This is a genomic window from Pseudomonas siliginis (assembly GCF_019145195.1).
GTDB classification, from domain to species: Bacteria; Pseudomonadota; Gammaproteobacteria; order Pseudomonadales; family Pseudomonadaceae; genus Aquipseudomonas; species Aquipseudomonas siliginis.
In genome coordinates, this window is sequence record NZ_JAHSTW010000002.1 from 321,193 (window position 1) to 335,596 (window position 14,404).

13 protein-coding genes are annotated in these 14,404 nt (G+C 59.9%); 2 read left to right on the plus strand and 11 right to left on the minus strand.

The genetic code is table 11. The annotated features are described in order from the left end of the window. Positions 1 to 47 precede the first annotated feature (47 nt). The 4 genes from KVG87_RS05305 to KVG87_RS05320 form a co-directional block, all read right to left on the minus strand. Positions 48 to 1,145: a polyamine ABC transporter substrate-binding protein gene (locus KVG87_RS05305; protein ID WP_217849644.1), complete on the minus strand. Its 1,098-nt coding sequence runs from the start codon at positions 1,143 to 1,145 to the stop codon at positions 48 to 50. Between the two features lie 186 nt (positions 1,146 to 1,331). After that, positions 1,332 to 2,444, minus strand: a complete 1,113-nt coding sequence (locus KVG87_RS05310) for a polyamine ABC transporter substrate-binding protein (protein ID WP_016772660.1) — start codon at positions 2,442 to 2,444, stop codon at positions 1,332 to 1,334. A gap of 171 nt (positions 2,445 to 2,615) precedes the next feature. Next, positions 2,616 to 3,980, minus strand: coding sequence for an aspartate aminotransferase family protein (locus tag KVG87_RS05315; protein ID WP_217849646.1), 1,365 nt, complete (start codon positions 3,978 to 3,980; stop codon positions 2,616 to 2,618). Positions 3,981 to 4,036: 56 nt separating this feature from the next. After that, positions 4,037 to 5,395: a glutamine synthetase family protein gene (locus KVG87_RS05320; protein WP_016772658.1), complete on the minus strand. Its 1,359-nt coding sequence runs from the start codon at positions 5,393 to 5,395 to the stop codon at positions 4,037 to 4,039. Between the two features lie 728 nt (positions 5,396 to 6,123). Between KVG87_RS05320 and KVG87_RS05325 the strand changes: the two genes are divergently transcribed. Beyond that, positions 6,124 to 7,500 (plus strand): glutamine synthetase family protein, encoded by a 1,377-nt coding sequence (locus KVG87_RS05325; protein ID WP_016772657.1) that lies wholly within the window; start codon positions 6,124 to 6,126, stop codon positions 7,498 to 7,500. Between the two features lie 283 nt (positions 7,501 to 7,783). Then, positions 7,784 to 8,416 (plus strand): TetR/AcrR family transcriptional regulator, encoded by a 633-nt coding sequence (locus tag KVG87_RS05330; protein WP_041476873.1) that lies wholly within the window; start codon positions 7,784 to 7,786, stop codon positions 8,414 to 8,416. 161 nt (positions 8,417 to 8,577) lie between these two features. On the opposite strand, the gene KVG87_RS05335 is transcribed toward KVG87_RS05330, so the two are convergent. From KVG87_RS05335 to KVG87_RS05365, 7 genes are all read right to left on the minus strand, one after another. Next, a complete protein-coding gene (locus tag KVG87_RS05335) occupies positions 8,578 to 8,793 on the minus strand; it encodes a TOBE domain-containing protein (protein ID WP_003229256.1) in 216 nt (71 codons plus the stop codon). A gap of 106 nt (positions 8,794 to 8,899) precedes the next feature. Further along, a complete protein-coding gene (ssuB, locus tag KVG87_RS05340) occupies positions 8,900 to 9,706 on the minus strand; it encodes an aliphatic sulfonates ABC transporter ATP-binding protein (protein WP_217849648.1) in 807 nt (268 codons plus the stop codon). Continuing rightward, positions 9,703 to 10,485, minus strand: coding sequence for an aliphatic sulfonate ABC transporter permease SsuC (ssuC, locus tag KVG87_RS05345; RefSeq protein WP_217849649.1), 783 nt, complete (start codon positions 10,483 to 10,485; stop codon positions 9,703 to 9,705). Before ssuC ends, ssuB begins: the two co-directional genes overlap by 4 nt. Before the next feature lie 9 nt (positions 10,486 to 10,494). Next, positions 10,495 to 11,643: an FMNH2-dependent alkanesulfonate monooxygenase gene (gene ssuD / locus KVG87_RS05350; RefSeq protein ID WP_016772653.1), complete on the minus strand. Its 1,149-nt coding sequence runs from the start codon at positions 11,641 to 11,643 to the stop codon at positions 10,495 to 10,497. Between the two features lie 25 nt (positions 11,644 to 11,668). Continuing rightward, positions 11,669 to 12,643 carry a sulfonate ABC transporter substrate-binding protein gene (locus KVG87_RS05355; RefSeq protein WP_041476876.1) on the minus strand — a complete coding sequence of 325 codons (975 nt, stop codon included), beginning with the start codon at positions 12,641 to 12,643 and terminating at the stop codon, positions 11,669 to 11,671. Between the two features lie 89 nt (positions 12,644 to 12,732). Continuing rightward, the gene (gene ssuE, locus KVG87_RS05360) at positions 12,733 to 13,326 is read right to left on the minus strand and encodes an NADPH-dependent FMN reductase (protein WP_217849651.1); all 594 of its coding nucleotides are present in this window, start codon (positions 13,324 to 13,326) and stop codon (positions 12,733 to 12,735) included. A gap of 315 nt (positions 13,327 to 13,641) precedes the next feature. Beyond that, on the minus strand, positions 13,642 to 14,280 hold the full coding sequence (locus KVG87_RS05365; protein ID WP_024014725.1) for a peroxiredoxin: 639 nt from the start codon (positions 14,278 to 14,280) through the stop codon (positions 13,642 to 13,644). Between the last annotated feature and the right edge of the window lie 124 nt (positions 14,281 to 14,404).

Below are 14,404 nucleotides of genomic sequence, written 5' to 3' on the forward strand. Positions count from 1 at the left end.
AGAAGCAGCAGTTCGCCCCGCAAGACGAACCCTGGATAGTTTGTGCGTTATTTGCCCGACTTGACCTTGGTCCAGCTACGGGTCATCAAACGCTGAATATTGGCTGGCAACTCGGTCGACACGTAGGTCTTGTCGAGGACTGCTTGCGGTGGGTAAACCGCTTCATCGGCGCGAATGGATTGCTCCATCAGCTTGTCCGAACCCGGGTTGGGGTTGGCGTAACCGACGTAATCACTGACCTGGGCGATCACCTCAGGTTTCAGCAAATAATTGATGAAGGCGTGGGCCTCTTTGACGTTGGACGAATCCTTGGGGATCGCCAGCATGTCGAACCACAGCGCACCGCCCTCTTTCGGGATCGAATAGGCGATGTTGACGCCCTTTTTGGCTTCCTCGGCACGGTTCTTCGCCTGGAAGATGTCGCCGGAGAAACCGATGGCCACGCAGATGTCGCCGTTAGCCAGATCGCCGATGTACTTCGAGGAATGGAAATAGGTCACGTAAGGACGCACCGCGAGCAGCTTGGCGGTGGCCTTTTCGTAGTCCTTGGTGTTGGTGCTGTTGGCGTTCAGGCCCAGGTAATTGAGCATGGTCGGCATCATTTCGTCAGCCGAATCGAGGAACGCGACACCGCAGCTGTGCAGCTTCTTGATGTTTTCCGGCTCGAACAGCACGGCCCAGGAATCGATCTTGTCGATACCGAGCACGGCCTTGACCTTGTCGACGTTGTAGCCGATGCCGTTGGTGCCCCACAGATACGGTACGGCGTAGAGGTTGCCGGGGTCGTTCTGTTCCAGGCGCTTGAGCAGCACCGGGTCGAGGTTGGAATAATTCGGCAGCTGCGCCTTGTCGAGCTTCTGGAACGCGCCTGCCTTGATCTGCTTGCCAAGGAAGTGGTTCGACGGCACGACCACGTCATAACCGGTGCGCCCGGCGAGCAGCTTGCCTTCCAGGGTTTCGTTGGAGTCGAAAACGTCGTAGACCGGTTTGATCCCGGTCTCTTTCTCGAAGTCGGCCAGGGTCGATTCGCCGATGTAATCGGACCAGTTATAAATATGCACCGTACCGGCGGCCTGGGCTCCGACAGCGATTGTCAGGCCGGCAGCGGCCAGCAGGGCTTTGCGCAAAGAAGAAAATACAGGCAAGTGGAGGTCCTCTAAATTGATTGGGCCCAAGTTGCCCCGCGCTGCATGACAGCCATGGCTGCCCGACAACAAAACCGGCGCGCAACTTACCCTCGAAAAACCGATCCAGCAAAACTTTCTGTCATTTAATTAGCCGCTGGCCGCCGTCGCGACGACGACGGCCAGTGGTTGTGACGACAAACCGGCTTATTTGCCCGATTTGATCTTGGTCCAGCTGCGGGTGATCAGACGCAGTGTGGCGGCGTCCAGATCGCTGATCGCATAGAGTTGCTTCTTCACTTCAGCCGAAGGATAGATGCTCGGGTCGCTGGTGATGTCCTTGTCCACCATAGGCGTCGCCGCCTTGTTGCCGTTCGGGAAACGCACGGCGTTGGTGATGCCGGCCATCACTTGCGGCTCCATCAGGTAGTTCATGAACTTGTAGGCGGCTTCGACGTTTTCGGCATCCTTGGGAATGGCGACCATGTCGTAGAAAGTACCGGCGCCTTCTTTCGGAATGGTGTAGGCCAGCTTGACCTTGTCACCGGCTTCCTGAGCGCGGGTCTTGGATTGCTCCAGGTCACCCGAGTAACCGACGGCGACGCAGATGTTGCCGTTGGCCAGATCGGAGATGTACTTGGAAGAGTGGAAGTAGGCGACCGAAGGACGGATCTTCAGGAACAGGTCTTCGGCGGCTTTCAGGTCAGCCTTGTCCTTGCTGTTGGTCGGCTTGCCCAGATAGTGCAATGCCGCCGGAATCATTTCGGTCGGGGCATCGAGGAAGCTCACGCCGCAGCTTTTGAGTTTCTCGATGTTTTCCGGCTTGAACACCACGTCCCACGAATCAATCTTGTCGATGCCCAGCGCAGCCTTGACCTTGGCCGGGTTGTAGCCGATGCCGATCGAGCCCCACATGTATGGGAAGGCGTGTTTGTTGCCCTGGTCGCTGGCATCGCCAACGGCCTTGAGCAGGTCTTCGTCGAGGTTTTTCCAGTTCGGCAGCTTGGACTTGTCCAGCTCCTGGTAAACGCCGGCCTTGATCTGCTTGGCGAGGAAATTGTTGGAAGGCACCACGATGTCATAACCGGACTTGCCGGCCAGCAGCTTGGCTTCCAGGGTTTCGTTACTGTCGAAGACGTCGTAGACGACTTTGATCCCGGTGGCTTTTTCGAAGTTGGCCACGGTGTCCGGCGCGATGTAGTCGGACCAGTTGTAGACGTGCAGCACCTTGTCGTCCGCGTGCACCGCACCCGCCATCATGCCCGCCATGGACAGCGCGAGCAGAGTCTTGCCAGCTAGCTTTTTACCTAATGCCTTCATGCGTCATGCTCCAAATTTTTCTTTTTTGAACCACTTTGTTCAGCGGCCGAACCCGGACAACTGGAACCGCGGCTAGTCTGGCAAGATCCGAGGCGGTCTTTCAACAAAAGACCAGCCTTTCTGACAGCTTTGAGCGAGTGCGCCGCAGCTCCCCCGCCCAAAGCCTAGCACCTAGGCCTGTAGCGCACCGAGGGTCAGGTCCAGACACTTGCGTGCTTTTGTAACCAGCTCATCGATCTCGGCTTTGCTGATCACCAGCGGCGGCGCGATGATCATGGTGTCGCCCACCGCGCGCATGATCAGGCCATTGTCGAAGCAGAACTGCCGGCAGATCATGCCCACACCCTTGCCTTCGTAACGCTTGCGCGTGGCCTTGTTCTGCACCAGCTCGATCGCCCCCAGCAGACCGACGCCGCGAACTTCACCCACCAACGGGTGATCGTTCAGCTCGCGCAGACGTTTCTGCAAATACGGTGCCGTTTCGTTGTGGGCGTTCTCGATAATTTTTTCGTCGCGCAGGATGCGGATGTTTTCCAGTCCCACCGCTGCCGCCACCGGGTGCCCGGAGTAAGTGAAACCGTGGTTGAAATCGCCGCCTTCGTTGAGCACGGCCACCACCGAGTCACGCACGATCAATCCGCCCATCGGGATGTAGCCGGAGGTCAGGCCCTTGGCGATGGTCATCATGTGCGGCTTGAGGTCGTAGAAATCGCTACCGAACCACTCACCGGTACGACCAAAACCGCAGATCACTTCGTCGGCGACGAAGAGGATGTCGTACTTGGCGAGGATTTCCTTGATGCGCGGCCAGTAGGTGTCGGGCGGAATGATCACGCCGCCGGCACCCTGAATAGGCTCGGCAATAAAGGCACCGACGTTGTCGACGCCGACTTCGAGAATCTTTTCTTCGAGCTGATTGGCCGCCCAGATGCCGAACTCTTCCGGCGACATGTCACCGCCCTCGGCAAACCAGTACGGCTGGGCGATGTGGACGATGCCCGGAATCGGCAGGTCGCCCTGCTCGTGCATATAGGTCATGCCGCCGAGGCTCGCGCCGGCCACGGTAGAACCGTGATAACCGTTCTTGCGGCTGATGATGACTTTCTTGTTCGGCTGGCCTTTGATCGCCCAGTAGTGGCGAACCATGCGCAGCATGGTGTCGTTGCCTTCGGAGCCGGAACCGGTGAAGAACACGTGGTTCATGCCTTCCGGCGCCACGTCGGCAATCGACTTGGCCAGTTCCAGTGCCGGCGGGTGTGCGGTCTGGAAGAACAGGTTGTAGTAAGGCAGTTCGCGCATCTGTTTCGCGGCGGCATCGGCCAGCTCATCGCGACCGTAACCGATCGCTACGCACCAGAGGCCGGCCATGCCGTCGAGGATCTTGTTGCCTTCGCTGTCCCACAGATAAACGCCCTTGGCGTTGGTGATGATCCGCGGGCCCTTCTCTTTCAGTTGCTTGAAATCACTGAACGGGGCCAGGTGGTGATCGCTGCTCAGCGCTTGCCACTCACGGGTTTGCGGGTTGTTGCTGGTCATGCCAATTCTCCTTGTTATCGGTGAAGGCGCGACGGCTGGCCGCCGCGCCCGGCGTATCAGACGGCGAAGAGCAGGTACTCACGCTCCCACGAACTGATCACGCGCTTGAAGTTTTCATGCTCGGCCCGCTTGACCGCGACGTAGCCGGTGATGAAGGTCTTGCCGAGATACTTCTCGATGGTCGCGCTGTTTTCCATGCGCTCCAGCGCGTCCTCAATGGTCAGCGGCAGGCGCAGGTTGCGGCGCTCGTAACCACGGCCGACCACAGGCGCACTCGGGTTCAGGCCCTCGACCATGCCGATGTAACCGCAGAGCAGGCTCGCGGCAATCGCCAGGTACGGGTTGGCGTCTGCGCCCGGCAGGCGGTTTTCCACGCGACGGTTCTGCGGGCCGGCATCTGGTACGCGCAGGCCGACGGTACGGTTCTCTTCGCCCCACTCGACGTTCACCGGTGCCGAAGTGTCCGGGAGGAAGCGGCGGAACGAGTTGACGTTCGGCGCGAACAGCGGCAACAGCTCGGGAATCAGTTTTTGCAGACCACCGATGTGGTGCAGGAACAGTTGGCTCATCGTCCCGTCTTCATTGGAGAAGACGTTCTTGCCGGTCTGAATGTCGATGATGCTCTGGTGCAGGTGCATGGCGCTGCCCGGCTCGCCGGTCATCGGCTTGGCCATGAAGGTCGCCGCTACGTCGTGCTTGAGCGCGGCTTCACGCATGGTGCGCTTGAACACCAGAATCTGATCGGCCAGCGACAGGGCATCACCGTGACGGAAGTTGATTTCCATCTGCGCCGTGCCGTCTTCGTGGATCAGCGTATCGAGGTCCAGCTCCTGCAATTCGCACCAGTCGTAGACGTCTTCGAACAGCGGGTCGAATTCGTTGGCCGCTTCAATGGAGAACGACTGCCGGCCGATTTCCGGACGGCCCGAGCGGCCGATCGGCGGCTGCAACGGATAGTCGGGGTCGTCGCTGCGCTTGGTCAGGTAGAACTCCATTTCCGGCGCCACGATTGGTTGCCAGCCCTTGTCGGCATACAGCTTCAAGACTTTCTTGAGGACGTTGCGCGGCGAAAGCTCGATCGGGTTGCCTTGCTTGTCGTAGGTGTCGTGGATTACCTGCGCGGTCGGCTCGATGGCCCACGGCACCAGGTACACGGCGTTCTGGTCGGGGCGGCAGATCATGTCGATGTCGGCCGGGTCGAGCAGTTCGTAATAGATGTCGTCTTCGACGTAGTCGCCGGTCACGGTCTGCAGCAGCACGCTCTCCGGCAGACGCATGCCTTTCTCGGCGATGAACTTGTTGGTCGGCGAAATCTTGCCCCGGGTAATACCGGTCAAGTCGCCGATCATGCATTCGACTTCTGTGATCTTGCGGTCTTTCAACCAATCGGTGAGCTGGTCGAGGTTGTTACTCATAAATGCCTCTGGGCTGAGTCTCCTGACGCGATGTCAGGCAATTTTGACGCTTGCGGCGTCGCGTTAAAGGGGGCTTGCTCGCGCAGTGCCGGCTTACGCCTGGCACCGCGCATAGACAATGAAAGAGGAGCTTACCTGCCCTTGACGCTGGCGTTGCATTTCCCGTGCACTTTGCGAACGTGCAGAATCACAAGCATGACGCTGAGTGCGGCACGGGCTTTGAGAGGGAAAGAGTTCTATAGTGAAAGGAGACGCCATAAAGCGGATGCTGTGCCCGACGTCCAGAATATCGGACGCTGCCGTTTTGCCGGATGTTGACGAGAGTCTCGTCGACAGGCTGCGCGCCTTGCTGGCTGCGCTACGGACGGATTGATCGCCACTGATGTGATGAGCATGCAGACCGGACTGTTGCGAGCAGTCGGTGATGCCGATTAACGGCAGGCGAGACATGAAGCACCCCGGTATTATTGCTGTTATGGGTTTGACCGGAGCTTAGCCTTGTTCATTTTTTTACACAACACCCCCGTAAAAAATACAACACGGCCTGCTCAAGCTCGCAGCTGAGCAAGGTTCAAGGTTTGAAAAAACGCCCCAAAGTGCCCCATAAATGCCCTCCAAGCGCTTTTTCGGGGCAAAAAAGGCCTCGCTTGACTTCGGCAGGCCGTTCGGGTTGACTGAAACCAGAAAAGATCAATGATTGATATTTTTAACAACAAAGGTGTTGCATCATGTCGGTACCCCCGCGTGCCGTTCAGCTTAACGAAGCGAACGCGTTCCTTAAGGAACATCCTGAGGTTCTGTACGTTGACCTTCTGATTGCGGATATGAATGGTGTGGTGCGCGGCAAGCGCATCGAACGCACCAGCCTCCACAAGGTTTACGAGAAAGGCATCAACCTGCCGGCCTCTCTATTTGCTCTGGATATCAACGGCTCCACGGTGGAAAGCACCGGTCTGGGCCTGGACATCGGCGACGCCGATCGTATCTGCTATCCGATCCCCGATACCCTGTGCAACGAGCCATGGCAGAAGCGCCCGACCGCGCAGCTGTTGATGACCATGCACGAACTCGAAGGCGATCCGTTCTTCGCCGATCCCCGTGAGGTGCTGCGCCAGGTGGTGACCAAGTTCGACGAGCTCGGCCTGACCATCTGCGCCGCCTTCGAACTCGAGTTCTACCTGATCGACCAGGAAAACGTGAACGGCCGTCCGCAGCCGCCACGCTCGCCGATCTCCGGCAAACGCCCGCACTCGACGCAGGTCTACCTGATCGACGACCTCGACGAATACGTCGACTGCCTCCAGGACATTCTGGAAGGCGCCAAAGAGCAAGGCATCCCGGCCGACGCGATCGTCAAGGAAAGTGCCCCGGCGCAGTTCGAAGTGAACCTGCACCACGTCGCCGACCCGATCAAGGCCTGCGACTACGCAGTCCTGCTCAAGCGTCTGATCAAGAACATCGCCTACGACCATGAAATGGACACCACCTTCATGGCCAAGCCGTATCCGGGCCAGGCGGGCAATGGTCTGCACGTACACATTTCGATTCTGGACAAAGCCGGCAAAAACATTTTTGCCAGCGAGGATCCCGAGCAGAACGCCGCGCTGCGTCACGCGATCGGCGGTGTGCTCGAGACCCTGCCGGCGCAGATGGCTTTCCTCTGCCCGAACGTCAACTCCTACCGTCGCTTCGGCGCGCAGTTCTACGTACCGAACTCGCCGTGCTGGGGCCTGGACAACCGCACCGTGGCGATTCGCGTACCGACCGGCTCTGCCGATGCCGTACGTATCGAGCACCGCGTGGCCGGCGCCGACGCCAACCCGTACCTGCTGATGGCTTCGGTACTGGCCGGCGTGCACCACGGTCTGGTCAACAAGATCGAACCGGGCGCGCCTGTCGAAGGCAACAGCTACGAACAAAACGAGCAGAGCCTGCCGAACAACTTGCGCGATGCCCTGCGCGAGCTGGACGACAGCGAGGTGATGGCCAAGTACATCGATCCGAAGTACATCGATATCTTCGTCGCCTGCAAGGAAAGCGAGCTGGAGGAGTTCGAACACTCCATCTCCGACCTTGAGTACAACTGGTATCTGCATACCGTTTAAGCGGTTGCAGCTTCAAAAAACGCCGTTGGCTGATTCAGCCAGCGGCGTTTTTTTATGGCCGAACACAAAACCTGTGGCGAGGGGATTTATCCCCGTTGGGTTGCGAAGCAGCCCCAAATCCATCCCACTCGGTGTGTCAGGAATACCCGGCTCTCAGGGTTTACGACTGCTGCGCAGCCGAACGGGGCGGTGCGACGTTTCGCTAAATCCCCTCGCCACAGGGTACTGGCAGACAACACCTGAACCGCCTCGTACAATGCCCGCTGCCCCGCAGGAGACTTCCATGACGCGTCCCGCCACCGTCCGCAAACCCCGTGCCCGCAGTCAGGCGCGGATCGATTCGATCCTCGATGCCGCGCGCACCCTGCTGGCGGCCGAGGGCGTGGCCAGTCTGTCGATCTACAGCGTGGCCGAGCGCGCGCAGATTCCGCCCTCCTCCGTGTATCACTTCTTCGCCAGCGTCCCGGCACTGCTCGAAGCGCTGACCGCCGATGTCCACGCAGCCTTCCGCGCCTGCCTGCAAGCGCCGATCGATCATGATGCTTTGCGCGACTGGCGAGATCTGTCGCGACTGGTCGAACAGCGCATGCTGGAGATCTACGACGAAGACGCAGCCGCGCGGCAATTGATTCTGGCGCAACACGGCCTGACCGAAGTCACCCAGGCTGACCGCCAGCACGATCTGGAACTGGGCGACCTGATGCACAAGCTGTTCGACCAGCATTTCGAGTTGCCGAGGCTGCCCGACGATGTCGATGTGTTTGCCCTGGCGATGGAACTGGGCGACCGGGTTTATGCACGTTCGGTGCAGCAGCACGGGCAGATCACCCCACGCATGGCCGAAGAAGGGATGCGCGTGTTTGATGCCTATATCGGGTTGTACCTTCCGCCATATTTACCCAAAAGAAATCTCTAGCGCATGCACCGGCCCTTTCGCGAGCAGGCTCGCTCCCACATTTGAAATGCGTTCCCCTGTGGGAGCGAGCCTGCTCGCGAAAGCCGCGCCGCCGAATCCGCGACAGGCACAAAAAACCCCGCAGGGCTCACACCCTCCGGGGTTGTTTGTTGTTCACCGGCTTACAACTTGGCGATCGACACCTCGGTGGATTTCACAAAGGCGATCACCTCACTGCCGACCACCAGCTCCAACTCTTTCACAGAACGGGTGGTGATCACCGAAGTGACGATGCCCGAAGCGGTCTGCACGTCGATTTCCGACAGCACGTCGCCGAGGACGATTTCCTTGATCGAGCCTTTGAACTGGTTGCGCACGTTGATGGCTTTGATAGTCATGGCATTTCTCCTAGGATCGAAATGAGCTGCAAGCGGCGAGCTATAAGCTGCAAGTAAAAGCACCAGGCATGTTCTTGCGGCTTGTAGCTTGAAGCTTGCAGCTGCTTCATTGCGCCCAACGCAATTGCGTAGGCAGGGGTGAAACGGGTTCCGGCGCCGGCGGTTCGCCGGGCAGGGACAGAACACGGTTGAGCACTTCGGTTTCCAGCGCGGCGAGGCGATGCGAGCCACGCACCCTGGGGCGAGGCAGTTCGACGTGCAGGTCGAGACCGACTTCGCCGTCCTCGATGAGGATCACCCGATCGGCGATCGCCACCGCTTCACTGACGTCATGGGTTACCAGCAGCACGGTGAAGCCGTGTTGCTGCCAGAGCCGTTCGATCAGTTGCTGCATCTCGATGCGGGTCAGGGCATCCAGTGCGCCGAGCGGTTCGTCGAGCAGCAGCAGACGCGGCTGGTGAATCAGCGCCCGGGCCAGCGCGACGCGCTGCTTCTGGCCACCGGACAACGCCGCCGGCCATTCATTGGCGCGATCAGCCAGGCCCACTGCTTCCAGTGCGTCCAGCGCTTGCTGGCGCCAGTTGCCCTTGAGGCCGAGACCGACGTTGTCGATGATCTTTTTCCACGGCAGCAGCCGCGCTTCCTGGAACATCAGCCGCGTATCGTCGCGCGCCTGGCTGAGCGGCGCGGAGCCGGCCAGCAGCTCGCCGCCAGTCGGTTGATCGAGGCCGGCGAGCAAGCGCAAGAACGTGCTCTTGCCACAACCGCTGCGCCCGACGACGGCGACAAACTGCCCCGCCGGAATGTGCAGATCGATGTCACGCAGCACCTGGCGCGCGCCGAAGGTTTTTTGCAGGTTGCGCACCGCCAGCGGAGTCCCGCGCAACAGGCGTGGAGGTTGTTGAGCGGTCATGCCGCACCTCCCTTGGAAACCTGATAGGCCGGGTGCCAGCGCAGCCACACACGTTCAAGTCCACGGGCGGCGAGGTCGGCGAGTTTGCCGAGCACCGCGTAAAGCAGGATCGCCAGCACCACCACATCGGTCTGCAAGAATTCGCGGGCGTTCATCGCCAGATAGCCGATACCGGAGCTGGCCGAGATGGTTTCAGCGACGATCAGCGTCAGCCACATGAAGCCCAAAGCGAAGCGCACGCCGACCAGAATCGACGGCAACGCACCCGGCAGAATCACCTGCCAGAACAGGCTGAAACCGCTCAGGCCATAACTGCGCGCCATCTCCACCAGCGCCGGGTCGACGTTGCGGATGCCGTGGTAAGTATTGAGGTAAATCGGGAACAAGGTGCCCAGCGCCACGAGGAAAATCTTCGCTGACTCGTCGATGCCGAACCACAGGATCACCAGCGGAATCAGCGCCAGATGCGGCACGTTGCGGATCATCTGCACCGAGCTATCGAGCAGGCGCTCGCCCCACTTCGACAGGCCGGTGATGAAACCCAGCACCAGACCAATGCTGCCGCCGATGGTAAAACCGAGTGCCGCGCGCCAGCCGCTGATCGCCAGGTGCGTCCAGATCTCGCCGCTGCGTACCAGACTGACACCGGCTTCGATCACTGCCACCGGGGCCGGCAGAATCCGTGTCGATAACCAGCCCGCTGAAACCGACAACTGCCACACCGCCAGCAGCAACACCGGCAACGCCCAGGGCGCGAGGCTGTGGATAATTTTCTTCATGGCTGCGCCTCAGCTCTGCGACGCGGCTTTGGGCAGGATGTCGTTGGCGACCATCTCGCCGAACGGACTGACATAACCGGCGCTCTTCGGCAGTTCCGGGCGTTCGACGTCGAGGTGTGGGAACAGCAACTCGGCCACCCGATACGACTCTTCAAGGTGTGGATAACCGGAGAAGATGAAGGTGTCGATACCAAGATCGGCATATTCCTTGACCCGCGCTGCCACGGTCGGGCCATCGCCGACCAGCGCGGTACCGGCACCGCCGCGCACTAGACCGACGCCGGCCCAGAGGTTCGGGCTGACTTCGAGGTTGTCGCGGCTGCCGCCGTGCAGCGCGGCCATGCGTTGCTGGCCGACCGAATCGAAGCGCGCCAGCGAAGCCTGCGCACGTTGGATGGTGTCGTCGTCCAGATGCGAGATCAGCCGGTCCGCAGCCTGCCAGGCTTCGGCGTTGGTTTCACGGACGATCACATGCAGACGAATGCCGAAGCGCACGGTACGGCCGAGTTTGGCGGCTTTGGCCCGGACTTGTGCGATCTTCTCGGCCACCGCGGCCGGCGGCTCGCCCCAGGTCAGGACCATCTCGACCTGCTCTGCCGCCAGATCCTGCGCCGCTTCGGAGGAGCCACCGAAATAAAGCGGCGGACGCGGTTGCTGGATCGGCGGATACAGCAGCTTCGCGCCCTTCACGCTGATGTGCTCGCCGTCATAATCGACGGTTTCGCCTTCCAGCACACGGCGCCAGATGCGGGTGAATTCCACCGAGGCTTGATAGCGTTCCTCATGGTTGAGGAACAGACCGTCGCCGGCCAGTTCTTCCGGATCGCCACCGGTGACCAGATTGAACAGGGCGCGCCCGCCGGACAAGCGATCCAGCGTTGCTGCCTGGCGCGCCGCGACCGTCGGGGAAATGATCCCGGGGCGCAGGGCGACGAGGAATTTCAAACGCTGGGTCACCGGAATCAGCGAGGCTGCCACCAGCCACGAGTCTTCGCAGGAACGCCCGGTGGGAATCAGCACCCCACCAAAACCCAGACGATCCGCCGCTTGCGCGACTTGCTGCAGATAACCGTGATCAACCGCGCGGGCGCCTTCGGCGGTGCCAAGGTAATGGCCGTCACCGTGGGTTGGCAGGAACCAGAAGATGTTGAGGCTCATGGAGTGGTCTCCTTGTGGATTTGAATTACTGGGCTTGGGAGCTTTGGGCCACAGCGGCCGGCGGGGTCCAGATCACATCCTTGATGCTCAACGGCTTGGGAATCAGCTTGAGCTGGAAGAACGTGTCGGCGATTTTCTGTTGCGCAGCGACCACTTCCGGGGTCAGGAACAGCGCGCCGTAGCCTTGGCGTTTCACCGAGGTCAGGGTGATGTCCGCCGGCAAGCCAAGCAGTGGCGCGACCTGTTGCGTCACGTCTTCGGGATTGGCTTTCGACCATTCACCCACCGCGCGGACTTCTTCGACGAGAGTCTTGATCACCTCGGGATTTTTCTGCGCGTAAGGTTTGGTCGCCAGATAGAACTGATGGTTGTCGACGATGCCTTTGCCGTCACGCAGGGTGTGCGCTTGCAGTTGTTTCTCGGCAGCGGCCTGGTACGGATCCCAGATGACCCAGGCGTCGACACTGCCACGTTCGAACGCAGCGCGGGCATCGGCCGGCGGCAAGAACACGGTCTGAATATCGCTGTACTTGAGGCCGGCGTCTTCCAGCGCGCGCACCAGCAGGTAGTGAACGTTGGAGCCTTTGTTCAGGGCGACTTTCTTGCCCTTGAGATCGGCCACCGATTTGATCGGCGAGTCCTTCGGCACGAGGATCGCTTCGCTGTTCGGCGCTGGCGGTTCGTAGGCAACGTAGAGCAGATCAGCGCCGGCAGCTTGAGCGAAAACCGGTGGGGTTTCGCCGGTCACACCAAAGTCGATCGAGCCGACGTTGAGGCCTTCGAGCAGCTGCGGGCCGCCGGGAAACTCGGTCCATTGCACGTCGACGCCTTGCGCGGCGAGGCGTTTTTCCAGCGTGCCCTTGGCTTTGAGCAGCACCAGCGTGCCGTACTTCTGATAACCGATCCGAAGGGTCTCGGCTTGAGCTTGGGTAATGGCGCCGAAGGTGACAGCCGCAGCAAACAGAGCGACCAGACCACGACGCAAAAATACAGTGCGCATAGCGCTCTCCTTTTTGCTGTTGGGTTGTGGCTGCACCTGCTTGCCCGTTGGCGGGCGAGTAAGGCCAGTACTTCAAATTTCGATAAGGCTTAAATGCTCCAGCGAGCACTCAACAAACGTTCGTTCAGCAGGCCTGGCTCCAGCGGTTTCGGCCGGCGCGCCATGGCGCCGATGAACTGGTCCAGGGCCTCGTTTAACCGTTGCTCCAGGGCCGGCGCCAGTTGCGCGGCGGCACTGCCTTCGCCATAAGCGATCTGGCTGTCCTCGGCGAAAATGCCCTGAAGCATTTCCTGCGCTTTGAGTGCCGACAGCACGGGCTTGAGGGCGTAATCGACCACCAGCATGTGGGCGATGCTGCCGCCGGTAGCCATCGGCAAGACAACCTTGTGATTCAAGGCACGCTCCGGCAGCAGATCCAACAGGGTCTTCAGCGCTCCGGAAAACGAGGCCTTGTACACCGGCGTGGCGATCAGCAGGCCATCGGCGTTTGCGATCTGTTGCAGCAGGTCGAGGACCTTCGGACTGTCGAAGCGCGCGTGGAGCAGATCCTCGGCCGGGAAGTCCCGCACCTGATAACTCACCACTTCCACCCCTTGCTGTTGCAACCAGCGTTGCGAGCGCTCCAGCAGCACCCCGGAACGGGAGCGCAGGCTGGGGCTGCCACCGAGTGAGACGACCAGCATTGCAGATTCCTTTAAGCGTTACGGGCGATTCGCAGGCTGCGATCTCGCTTCATTGGCAGTGACCTTACCAGCTGATTTATATATCCATAAATCATATTTATTCATTTGGTTATGCGTTTAAGAAATATGAAGATAAGCAGAATCCAGGCGAAAAAAAAGGCCGTCGAAACGGCCGAAATTCCCCTGCGTTGTGATTCTGGATTCTCAAGTGCCTGGGCTGACGCCTTCGCGAGCAGGCTCGCTCCCACAGGGGAATGCATTGCAAATGTGGGAGCGAGCCTGCTCGCGAAAGCGGCGGTGACTACACCGCAAATCTCATTTGTTCGGCTGCGGCGTCAGGCGCAGGTACGGTTTCACCGCGCGATAGCCTTTCGGGAAGCGCTGCTTGATCTCGTCCTCATCCTTGAGCGACGGCACGATCACCACTTCTTCACCGTCCTGCCAGTTGGCCGGGGTGGCGACCTTATAGTTGTCGGTGAGTTGCAGCGAATCGATCACCCGCAGGATCTCGTGAAAGTTGCGCCCGGTGCTCGCCGGGTAGGTGATGGTCAGGCGGATCTTCTTGTTCGGGTCGATGACGAACAGCGAACGCACGGTCAGCGTGTCATTGGCGTTCGGATGGATCAGGTCGTAGAGATCGGAAACCTTGCGATCGGCATCGGCCAGGATCGGGAAATTGACGATGGTGTTCTGGGTTTCGTTGATGTCCTCGATCCACTTGTGGTGCGAGTCCACCGGGTCGACCGACAGCGCGATGGCCTTGACGCCACGCTGGCTGAATTCATCCTTGAGCTTGGCGGTGAAACCCAGCTCGGTGGTGCACACCGGAGTGAAGTCCGCCGGATGGGAAAACAGCACGCCCCAGCTATCGCCCAGCCATTCGTGGAAACGAATCTTGCCGGCGCTGGAGTCTTGTTCGAAATCGGGGGCGATGTCGCCGAGTCTGAGGCTCATGGTGCTGCTCCTGATGAGGGATGGGAGACAACAACTGTAGCTCGTGATCGAACAGCGTGAAAAAGAATAAATAACTAGATATCTAGATCATTAATGAATATTAAACATCTGTTCATTGGACACC

What these genes read in the sequence shown, in the direction of transcription:
- KVG87_RS05310 (WP_016772660.1), bottom strand. Translation starts at nt 2,444, where the DNA reads ATGAAGGCATTAGGTAAAAAGCTAGCTGGCAAGACTCTGCTCGCGCTG.
- KVG87_RS05315 (WP_217849646.1), bottom strand. Translation starts at nt 3,980, where the DNA reads ATGACCAGCAACAACCCGCAAACCCGTGAGTGGCAAGCGCTGAGCAGC.
- KVG87_RS05320 (WP_016772658.1), bottom strand. Translation starts at nt 5,395, where the DNA reads ATGAGTAACAACCTCGACCAGCTCACCGATTGGTTGAAAGACCGCAAG.
- KVG87_RS05325 (WP_016772657.1), top strand. Translation starts at nt 6,124, where the DNA reads ATGTCGGTACCCCCGCGTGCCGTTCAGCTTAACGAAGCGAACGCGTTC.
- KVG87_RS05330 (WP_041476873.1), top strand. Translation starts at nt 7,784, where the DNA reads ATGACGCGTCCCGCCACCGTCCGCAAACCCCGTGCCCGCAGTCAGGCG.
- KVG87_RS05335 (WP_003229256.1), bottom strand. Translation starts at nt 8,793, where the DNA reads ATGACTATCAAAGCCATCAACGTGCGCAACCAGTTCAAAGGCTCGATC.
- ssuB (WP_217849648.1), bottom strand. Translation starts at nt 9,706, where the DNA reads ATGACCGCTCAACAACCTCCACGCCTGTTGCGCGGGACTCCGCTGGCG.
- ssuC (WP_217849649.1), bottom strand. Translation starts at nt 10,485, where the DNA reads ATGAAGAAAATTATCCACAGCCTCGCGCCCTGGGCGTTGCCGGTGTTG.
- ssuD (WP_016772653.1), bottom strand. Translation starts at nt 11,643, where the DNA reads ATGAGCCTCAACATCTTCTGGTTCCTGCCAACCCACGGTGACGGCCAT.
- KVG87_RS05355 (WP_041476876.1), bottom strand. Translation starts at nt 12,643, where the DNA reads ATGCGCACTGTATTTTTGCGTCGTGGTCTGGTCGCTCTGTTTGCTGCG.
- ssuE (WP_217849651.1), bottom strand. Translation starts at nt 13,326, where the DNA reads ATGCTGGTCGTCTCACTCGGTGGCAGCCCCAGCCTGCGCTCCCGTTCC.
- KVG87_RS05365 (WP_024014725.1), bottom strand. Translation starts at nt 14,280, where the DNA reads ATGAGCCTCAGACTCGGCGACATCGCCCCCGATTTCGAACAAGACTCC.